This is a genomic window from Bacteroides sp. 2201st1_D9_2201SCRN_220225, assembly GCF_040928965.1.
GTDB lineage: Bacteria > Bacteroidota > Bacteroidia > Bacteroidales > Bacteroidaceae > Bacteroides > Bacteroides stercoris.
Window position 1 is genome coordinate 1 of record NZ_JBCODG010000111.1, and the last position, 8760, is coordinate 8760.

Below are 8760 nucleotides of genomic sequence, written 5' to 3' on the forward strand. Positions count from 1 at the left end.
ACAAACTTTTCAAAGAACTCATTTTATTTACTGCCAGAGCCGCTTAGGCGTGGCGAATTTTTAACGAATTATTGTTATAGCTGGATTTTGTTTTAAATCATTTAATAATTTTTTAAAGTCATCATAGCCTTTCTTATATGTAACAGCTCTGAAATAGATTTGAAAATGTAGTTCACAATCTAGCCTTTCGGCTGGTATTACAGTTTCCTGATGCTTGTCATGACTAGCAATAACCTTTATATCTCTTTTTGCTATTATATCAGAGTCTGATTCATTATTTGGTGGAATTGAAGATTTTACTTCACATCTAAGTTTATGTTTTCCTAATTTAAAATCCCAACCGGGGTCATGATCTTGAAAATTATCAGTTCTTATTTCATCATAATCCTCAACTACTATTCTTTGATTACGAAAATAAGCCACTAATGCATTTTTAGCCAAATCTCCCATATATATATTGTCTAACTGCTCAACTGGTGTTCTTGAATATGACAGATTATTAATTGTATAGTCATATTTTTTAATAGCATTATTTACTGTCTTATTTATTATACCATCATCTACAGGTAAAACTATAATGTCTTGTATTTTCATATTATTATTCTTCTTTTAAAAGTGTTGATATTTCTACGTTTAAAGCCTTGGATATTTTCTGAATATTCAGAAGAGTTATATTTTTTTCTGAACGCTCAATCATACCTATATAAGTTCTATGTAAGCCTGATAATTCTGCTAATTTTTCTTGAGATATTCCAAGCTCATTTCTTCTTTTTTTAACGTTTCGTGCAAAAATATCTAAGATTGATTTACTTTCTATACTCATAGTATGTCTAATTATATTATGCAAATATAATTGCGACATTTTATTTTTTCAACATACTATAGTTGGCATTAAAAATTAACATAGACTATATTTTACATCATTTTCTGCTATTTTCTTTGGTATTTATATTTAGCTATCTATGATTATATATTTAGTGTTCAAATCCATTAAATTTAGAATTAATGGATACGAACACCAATAACTACATCCTTGGACTAGAGGATAAGGAATAAAAAAAGTTTTCAGTAGTTTCATCAGTTGATGCAGAAAGTAAGGTGCAGACAGTTGAGCCGCTTGATGCACATTCAAGACAGTTCATGAAATTCAGTGAAAATGACGTATTTTAAAGAACTTCATGGAGAACTTTACCAGACAGTTTAATGCTTCTTCAAGAAACAGACTTTACAGACTTGTTGCAGATAAGGTAGAAAGTTTTGTAATGATTCTTCAGAAAATGCTTCAGCAACCGAAAGAGAATGAAGAACAGCTGAAACTGATATGCGTAAACGAAGAACGTATTGACTAGAATGAGTTTACGGTAATTGGTATCACCCATGAGCTGTTGAAGGCTTCGGGTAATCTTGAAAAGATGTTTGGTGGAGGAAAGAGTAATCTGATGCAAAAAAAGAGCTACAGTTGGACTTCCCTTTTATGGGTGTTGAGTTTTCAGAGGAAGACAAGAAGATGCTACGTGAAATGGGTAATTTGGGAAGACTGGCTGACGTTACTTTTAAAAACGGAGAACCGTTCAAGGCTTTCATATCCGTTGATCCGCAAACGAATGAACTGATAGCTTTGGGGGCTGACCGTGTGCGTGTACCTGATGAAATAAAGGGTGTTAAGCTTTCCGAACAACAGAAGACAGATCTTGCTATGAGTAAAACTGTTGCTATAGAGAATATGATTTCCAAAGCCGGTAATCCTTTCAATGCTCATATTTAGATTAATGCCGATAAGAAGGGAATCGAATTCAAGTTTGATAATGCTCCAAAGCAGAGTGTGACTCAGCATATAAACCAGGAACAGCAGAAAGGTGTTTTTAAGGAAAGTTTGCGGAGTGGAACTTATAGAAAAGCAACAGGCGGAGCTTAATGAGGGGCATGCACTCTACATCAAGAATATGGTTGATAAAGCCGGACAGCCTTTCAATGCATATGCCAAGTTTGACAAGGAAGAAAACCGACCGATATTTTACAGATGGAATCCGGGCAGGAAAAAGGAGCAGGGTGAAGCCAGGGTGGTAGCTAAAGAAAACAAGACTTAGGTTGCCGTGAACAATGATGGGTAAGACCAATGAGGCAATCAAACATGTAAAAGAACCTCTGAAGAAGGAACAGACAGAGCCGACTGAAAAACAGAAGAAGGAGGTTCAGGAGAAAAAAGGTCATAAAATCTAATCTGCAGTACTATGGGGATGACTTGTATTATTGTAGAAAAGCCATCAGTTGCCAGAGAACTGGCGGCTATTGTTGGTGCAGATAGCCGTGGAAATGGGCATATGGAAAGAAACTATCAAGACCCAAGGACTTGTTCGGTCAAAGCCCACACAGGAGAACTCATCAATAAGATGGGTTTTCTTCTGTTTTATGATATTTTTCAGTGTTCTGTGATAATTGCCCAGAAACGGACGACAGCGGGTGGAAAATATGAAAATGTTTTTTCCTTGTAAAGGCAATGCTGAAACGAACCGTTGCAATCGGATGGCATGTTGGCCAAAATGTATTGCTGAACTGGTCCCTATTAAATCGTACTGTGATAAATCAAAATCGGATATTTTAGTTTCTATTGTTATCAGGTCGGCAGAAAGAGTTACTGCTATGCTTTCGGCAATTTTTAATGTGTTCCCGTTATAGGTGGATGAATAGAATATGACTATTCTCATTTGATTTTTGATATTAAGAATGGGGACTATCCATCTGATTGTGTAAATAGAAAACTACGGGATTTCTCTCGTAGTTTTTTATATATTGATTTTGTAAAAAATCAGATTTTATGGACATTCCTAAAGATTTGTTAAGTAAAGAGTTTCTGTCCTTGTTTAAGACTGGCGAAGATGTGACTGCTTTCATGAAAGAGCTTCATACTCGTGTTTATGAACAAATGCTGGAAGCAGAGATGGAAAACCATTTAGGTTATGAAAAACACTCCAATCAAGGAGATCATAGTGACAACTCCCGCAATGGTAGTTATAGGAAGCAGATTCAAACCGAGATGGGTGAATCTGTTATTTAGGTTCCTCGTGATCGGAAAGGTGAATTTGAGCCTATTGTTATTCTCAAGCATCAATCCCGCGGCTTATCTATTGAGCATCTTGTCATCTCTCTTTATGCCAAAGGTATGAGCGTCGTTGACATTGAATAGGAAATGCAGGAAATATACGGTATTAACCTCTCTACCTCCGCCACCTCCATTATCACCAATAAAGTTAGCCAGGCTGCAACAGAGTGACAAAATCGTCCTTTGGACAATTTATATATGATTGTCTGGATGGATGACATCGTATTCAAAGTCAGAGAAAACGGTAAAGTGATTAATAAGACTGTTTACCTATGTGTAGGTCTGAATAAGGAAGGCTTGAAAGAAGTATTGGGTATGTGGATTGGTAAAAATGAGAGTGCCGCTTTCTGGTTGGGCGTTTTAACGGATCTCAAAGCCCGTAGTGTGGAAGATATTCTGACTACAGTTACTGATAAGCTGAATGGATTTACGGAAACCATCAAGAGTGTATTTCCTGCCTCTATTACTCAAATATGTGTGGTACACCAAATTAGAAACTCCTGTCGCCATGTCGTCTGGAAAGAAAAGAAGGAGTTCACTGCCGATTTAAGTAACATCTATAATGCACCTATTAAAGAAGCAGTTGAGATGGAGTTGGATAATTTTGAGTAAAAATGGGGTGCTAAATATCCATATGCGATACGCTCATGGAGAAATAATTGGGAAGAACTGACTGTGTTCTTTGATTTCCCTGTCGGGATTAGAAAGATTATCTATATCACTAATCTTATTGAAAATCTGAATGGGAAGATTAGAAAGTACACCAAAAATAAGCTATCATTTCCGAATGATAATGCGTTGAAAAAATCTGTCTATCTGGCCATTAACGAAATCGAAAAGAAATGGTACCAACCTATTGGGAATTGGGCATTGATATTTAACCAATTTATTATTATATATATTTGAAAACAGGATTCAAGTATAAAACCCAAATACTGAAGTTTTCTATTTACACAAAATTGTGGACAGTGCCTAAGAATGTATCAATGTAATCAGAGATAATATTTTTCAGTTCCTCCCATGCTTCCGGCTGGCTAAAATCTATTCCATTGAACATATTATATTGCCGGGTAAATAATATGATATAGTTAATCGCGGCTATGATAACAGTAATATAAAAATTGCAATTATGGCAAATCTTTCCTAATCTCTTTTCCAACTCCAACTGTAACTTATGACCGTTCTTCTCCCGCTCTGCCTGTATTGTCCGAAATGATGATTTTCCTGATAATTCCCATACATACAATTCTTGCATAAGATGACTATCTTTCAGATATTCCAATTGCTTTAATAGTATTGTTTTTATTATATCCTTAAGATTAGCGGTTGTAACCTGTGCTATCTGACCGGCAAACTCGGAATAGGCAAATGAATAAAAATCATATTGCTTCGCCCAGGCTGCCAATAGCCCGTCTAAACCACCAAAATAACGGTATATCAAAACTTTATCACATTGTGCTTTCTTTGCAATACGGTTAATACCTATTTGGGTAAAACTTTCTTCTTCAATTATTTTGCTGACTGCTTCAAGCAATCGCTTTTCCGTTTCTTTTAATTCCATAATTTATATTTGTCACTATTTGGTGACAAATATAAGTAACCATGTGGTGACATCAAAGAAATACGCTTTTTATTTTCATTATTGGCCGTTATCTGTTGATATAAGAGTTTGTGGAAAAGTCTGTTTTTATAGGTATCCAGCTGTCTACTAAGGCCTGATGTTCTTTCATCCATTGGCGGACGGCATAGGTTTCCGTTTTTTGTGTTTTTTCTATAGTGGCCATCAGCGAGCTGATTTGCTGGTCATCCAGTCGGATATTTCGTAAAAGTTCGGCAACAAACGGATATTTTTCACTAAAATCTTTCCAGACTACAGTATGGATGGATTCAGCTTTTCCATATATCTGTTTGGGGTCATCGAGTATTTTCAGCTTATAGCGTCCGAACATCCAGTGTGGAGTCCAGCCGGTCACTACTATCCATTCTTTTTTTCGGATTGCTTTATCTAATGATGTGGTCATGGCAGGGGCGCTTGCGGTCATCAGTTTATAGTCCAAACCATATTCGTTTAATGCTTTTTCGGTTGTTTTCATGATTCCGGCTCCTGCATCAATACCGATGATTTGACTGGAGAACTTATCTTTATGTCCGTTTAATTCTTCAATGGATTGAATGGTGACATATTCTGGTACTACCAGACCGATGCGTGCATTATCGTATACATTGCCGATGACTTCCAATTTGTCTCCGTATTGCTCCATATAATCATGCATGGTTACCGGTAGCCATACATCCATGAATACATCCGCTTTTTTGCGCGATAAAGATGCGAAGATAGGAGCTAAATCAGCATTCAGCATCCGTACATCGTAGCCATGTTCTTCCAATATCACTTTTATCAGATAAGACATTGCGATGCCTTCTGACCAATTGGCATAGGCTATGCTGATTTTCTTATTGTCATTGAGGTTACCGCAAGCTGTCGGCAGCAAGGCTGCCAACAACAGTACGGCTATTATTTTCAGTCTGTTCATATCGTTTATTTCTTTTCAGTTCTATAATTTTTTCTTTTTGCCTTGTGCCATACCCTGGGTGATACGGTCCAACACAATAGCTAATATAACGACGGCTATACCGCCTTCAAATCCAAGTCCTATTTTCATTTGGGTAATTCCTTTCAATACAATTTCTCCCAAGCCACCGGCGGAAATCATAGCGGCAATCACCACCATGGACAGAGACATCATGATAGTCTGGTTTATTCCTGTCATTATAGTGGGCAGCGCCAAGGGTAGTTGTACCTTGTAGAGTAACTGCCAGGGAGTGGCACCGAAAGAGCGGGAAGCTTCTACCACGTTTTTCGGAACTTGGCGGATGCCGAGCCCGGTTAGCCGCACTACAGGCGGCATGGCGAAGATAACGGTTGCAAATGCGCCCGGTACGGTACCCAAACCAAAGAATAGTACCGCCGGAATCAGGTATACAAAAGCGGGCATGGTTTGCATGAAGTCCAGTATGGGACGCATGATTTTATTACACCGATTGCTGTTGGCAGTCCAGATGCCTAATGGCACGCCCAGCAGCAGTGCAAGACAAGTGGATGACAATACGAGAGCCAATGTCTGCATGGTTTCTTCCCAAAAGCCCATTCCGTAAATAAGCAATAGGCCCAAAATGGTAAATACGGCTGTTCCTTTGCCCGACTTCGTCCAGGCAAGAACTGTCAAAGCGATGATGGTAATGTAAAAGGGGATGCCGTACAGTACGTGTTGGAAACTGTCTATAAAACCGCCGATACCTATGCTCAGAGTGTCGAAGAATGTAGCGAAATGGTTGGTGAGCCAGTTGATGGCTGTTTCTATATATTGTCCTATATTTATCATAATTCTATTGCGTTTTGAATGATTTCATTAATTTCTTCCTTGTTTTTTCCGGTCACTTCGATGATGAGTGACGACAATGGAACTACTCCCTGAAATTCCCGGTTCTCGTTTACTACCCAGATAGGAGAATTAGTGCGGGTCATAAGCGGCAGGATGTCCTCGAGTATGGTATCGCTCAGTACAGAGTGTACTTCGTGACGTACAACGGTGTCTATCGAACGGATTTGCTCTTTTCGCAGCTTTAGCAGGTCATTTAGTCTGACCTCTCCAACCAGTATATTGCCGGCATCTACCACCGGCAGGACAGTGAGGTTACGTTCTCGCATTTTGCGGATCAATACCTCGGGACCTTCTTTCTTTAGTCTCGCCACAAGCGGCTTGTCTGCCATAATGGAACTGGCGGTGATTATTTTGGAGCGGTCTACATTTTCTACGAAACGTTCTACGTAGGCATTGGCAGGTTCGGTCAATATTTCTTCGGAAGTACCTGTCTGTACAATTTCACCGTCTTTCATGATGGCGATGCGGTCGCCCAGCTTGATGGCTTCGTTCAGGTCGTGAGTAATAAAAACAATTGTCTTTTTCATTTTCGACTGTAAGGTCAGTAATTCATCTTGCATCTGTACACGTATCAGTGGATCAAGGGCGGAGAAAGCTTCGTCCATAAGCAACACTTCCGGGTTGTTGGCAAGGGCGCGGGCCAAGCCGACACGTTGCTGCATGCCACCGGAGAGCTGCCCTACCATTTGGTTTTCATATCCTTTCAGTCCAACTTGCTGCATGCACTCCATAGCTTTCTTTTCACGTTCTTCTTTTTCTACTCCTTGCAGTTCCAATCCGAAAGCAATGTTGTGCAAAACGGAGCGGTGGGGTAGTAAGCCGAAGTGCTGAAATACCATGGCAAGTTCCTTTCTGCGTATTTGCAGCAGTTGTTGCTTTGAAGCCTTCGAAATATCAGTATCGTTGATTATTATTTCTCCTGAAGTGGGACGTATTAGTCGGTTGATGCAGCGCAGCAAGGTCGACTTTCCACTGCCGGAGAGTCCCATTATTACGAATATTTCGCCTTCGTTGATGGATAGATTGGCATCTTTTACGGCAACGGTACATCCGGTTACCTTTAATATTTCCTCTTTAGTTTTGCCTTCTTTCAGCATTTTCTCTGCTTTATGCTTTTCTTTTCCAAAGATTAGATATAGGTTTCTAATTTCGATTTTACTCATAATAATATTGTTTTATTTTAATATAGTTTCTGGTTCACATTTTATTTTCACACCGGACGGGTTTATTTAACTCGGATTGTTTCGGGACGGGACGAGTAAATATGGAATTAAAATGAGGGATTTGTCGTTTTACTGTTATATAAACGGATTGTCGTTTTGTTTTGTTCAAGGAGATATAAAAAACGTCTCATTTTTGTAAGCAATACGGAAGTGATAGAATTCATAGATAGTCTTTTAAAAGGGGAGCATTCAAGCATATAAAAATAAATCAGCAAGAAGACAAAATGCTTGAAAAAGATTGTTGCACCTATCGCGTCTATTGTACAAAAGTGATACTGTAAAGGTGATAATTGAGTTTGGTTATTGAAGTTTTTTAGGAAAACTACGTGGATTTGGCTTAATTTAATATGTATTCGATAGATTATTTATACCAAATATTTGGTGATTTCGAAAACTTCCTTTACTTTTGCGCCCCGAAAAGGAGAGGTGCTCGAGTGGTTGAAGAGGCACGCCTGGAAAGCGTGTATACCCCAAAAGGGTATCCGGGGTTCGAATCCCCGTCTCTCCGCTGGAAAGAATTGCAAAACAAAGAAAATCCCTGTAAATTAATACTTTACAGGTTTTCTTTTTTTGGGCACATAGCAAAATAAGCATAAAAAAAGGGCTCAGTAGCTTTTTAGTGGGGATACGCATATAGCATTAGCAATGTGGAATAGAAAGAACTTCTTGTCAGCTACACCGCTAAGGTTTGCTCTGAACAATTTGATTTTGGCATTGAAAGATTCTGCCTTCGCATTTGAAGAACGGTGGTTGTAGAAATTGAGTATTTCATCATAGTGTTCATAAAAAGTAGTAGCAATGACGTTCAATGAACGCATCCCTGCATCTTCTACTTTGTTATACCATCGTGCCATAGCCAGATATGCAGCATCCTTTATGGTATTCTTTGAGAATATCATCCGCAGGGAATGGCACAAACGGCTCAGCGGAAATATCTGGTTGGTAAGTTTTAAAATTAGCTATCTTTGCTTACCTTTGTTTTATGAAACCCGCA

The 8760-nt window shown here is 38.6% G+C and carries 7 protein-coding genes, 1 tRNA gene and 4 pseudogenes; 4 read left to right on the forward strand and 8 right to left on the reverse strand.

Translation table 11 applies throughout. From position 1 onward, the window contains the following. Positions 1–60: 60 nt before the first annotated feature. Entirely contained in the window at positions 61–594 is a 534-nt protein-coding gene (locus AB5903_RS21110) for a hypothetical protein (RefSeq protein ID WP_368118236.1), read from the reverse strand. A 4-nt stretch (positions 595–598) separates the two neighbouring features. After that, complete coding sequence (locus tag AB5903_RS21115) at positions 599–823, reverse strand: helix-turn-helix domain-containing protein (protein WP_060385126.1); 225 nt, start codon at positions 821–823, stop codon at positions 599–601. Positions 824–1005: 182 nt separating this feature from the next. Between AB5903_RS21115 and AB5903_RS21120 the strand changes: the two are divergent. Both AB5903_RS21120 and AB5903_RS21125 read left to right on the forward strand, forming a co-directional pair. Further along, positions 1006–2220: pseudogene (locus tag AB5903_RS21120) on the forward strand (DUF3945 domain-containing protein). An 11-nt stretch (positions 2221–2231) separates the two neighbouring features. Next, positions 2232–2492 carry a hypothetical protein gene (locus AB5903_RS21125; protein WP_368118239.1) on the forward strand — a complete coding sequence of 87 codons (261 nt, stop codon included), beginning with the start codon at positions 2232–2234 and terminating at the stop codon, positions 2490–2492. A gap of 27 nt (positions 2493–2519) precedes the next feature. Here AB5903_RS21125 and AB5903_RS21130 read toward each other — a convergent pair. Beyond that, positions 2520–2705 (reverse strand): annotated as a pseudogene (locus tag AB5903_RS21130) (flavodoxin domain-containing protein); the annotation flags it as partial. 110 nt (positions 2706–2815) lie between these two features. Here AB5903_RS21130 and AB5903_RS21135 point away from each other — a divergent pair. Further along, positions 2816–4025 (forward strand): annotated as a pseudogene (locus AB5903_RS21135) (IS256 family transposase). Between the two features lie 24 nt (positions 4026–4049). On the opposite strand, the gene AB5903_RS21140 reads toward AB5903_RS21135, so the two are convergent. From AB5903_RS21140 to AB5903_RS21155, 4 genes are all read right to left on the reverse strand, one after another. Beyond that, entirely contained in the window at positions 4050–4661 is a 612-nt protein-coding gene (locus tag AB5903_RS21140; protein ID WP_195658669.1) for a TetR/AcrR family transcriptional regulator, read from the reverse strand. A gap of 88 nt (positions 4662–4749) precedes the next feature. After that, on the reverse strand, positions 4750–5634 hold the full coding sequence (locus AB5903_RS21145) for a glycine betaine ABC transporter substrate-binding protein (protein ID WP_117908009.1): 885 nt from the start codon (positions 5632–5634) through the stop codon (positions 4750–4752). Between the two features lie 21 nt (positions 5635–5655). Next, on the reverse strand, positions 5656–6483 hold the full coding sequence (locus tag AB5903_RS21150; RefSeq protein WP_195658668.1) for a proline/glycine betaine ABC transporter permease: 828 nt from the start codon (positions 6481–6483) through the stop codon (positions 5656–5658). Continuing rightward, a complete protein-coding gene (locus AB5903_RS21155) occupies positions 6480–7706 on the reverse strand; it encodes a glycine betaine/L-proline ABC transporter ATP-binding protein (protein ID WP_117917893.1) in 1227 nt (408 codons plus the stop codon). Before AB5903_RS21155 ends, AB5903_RS21150 begins: the two co-directional genes overlap by 4 nt. A gap of 480 nt (positions 7707–8186) precedes the next feature. Here AB5903_RS21155 and AB5903_RS21160 point away from each other — a divergent pair. Continuing rightward, positions 8187–8274, forward strand: a tRNA-Ser gene (locus AB5903_RS21160). Positions 8275–8382: 108 nt separating this feature from the next. Here the strand turns inward: AB5903_RS21160 and AB5903_RS21165 are convergent. Further along, positions 8383–8683 (reverse strand): annotated as a pseudogene (locus AB5903_RS21165) (transposase); the annotation flags it as partial. Positions 8684–8760: the final 77 nt, after the last annotated feature.

Bases quoted from the DNA above. Each gene is read 5' to 3' on its own strand.
- AB5903_RS21110 (WP_368118236.1), bottom strand. From the start codon at position 594: ATGAAAATACAAGACATTATAGTTTTACCTGTAGATGATGGTATAATA.
- AB5903_RS21115 (WP_060385126.1), bottom strand. From the start codon at position 823: ATGAGTATAGAAAGTAAATCAATCTTAGATATTTTTGCACGAAACGTT.
- AB5903_RS21125 (WP_368118239.1), top strand. From the start codon at position 2,232: ATGGGGATGACTTGTATTATTGTAGAAAAGCCATCAGTTGCCAGAGAA.
- AB5903_RS21140 (WP_195658669.1), bottom strand. From the start codon at position 4,661: ATGGAATTAAAAGAAACGGAAAAGCGATTGCTTGAAGCAGTCAGCAAA.
- AB5903_RS21145 (WP_117908009.1), bottom strand. From the start codon at position 5,634: ATGAACAGACTGAAAATAATAGCCGTACTGTTGTTGGCAGCCTTGCTG.
- AB5903_RS21150 (WP_195658668.1), bottom strand. From the start codon at position 6,483: ATGATAAATATAGGACAATATATAGAAACAGCCATCAACTGGCTCACC.
- AB5903_RS21155 (WP_117917893.1), bottom strand. From the start codon at position 7,706: ATGAGTAAAATCGAAATTAGAAACCTATATCTAATCTTTGGAAAAGAA.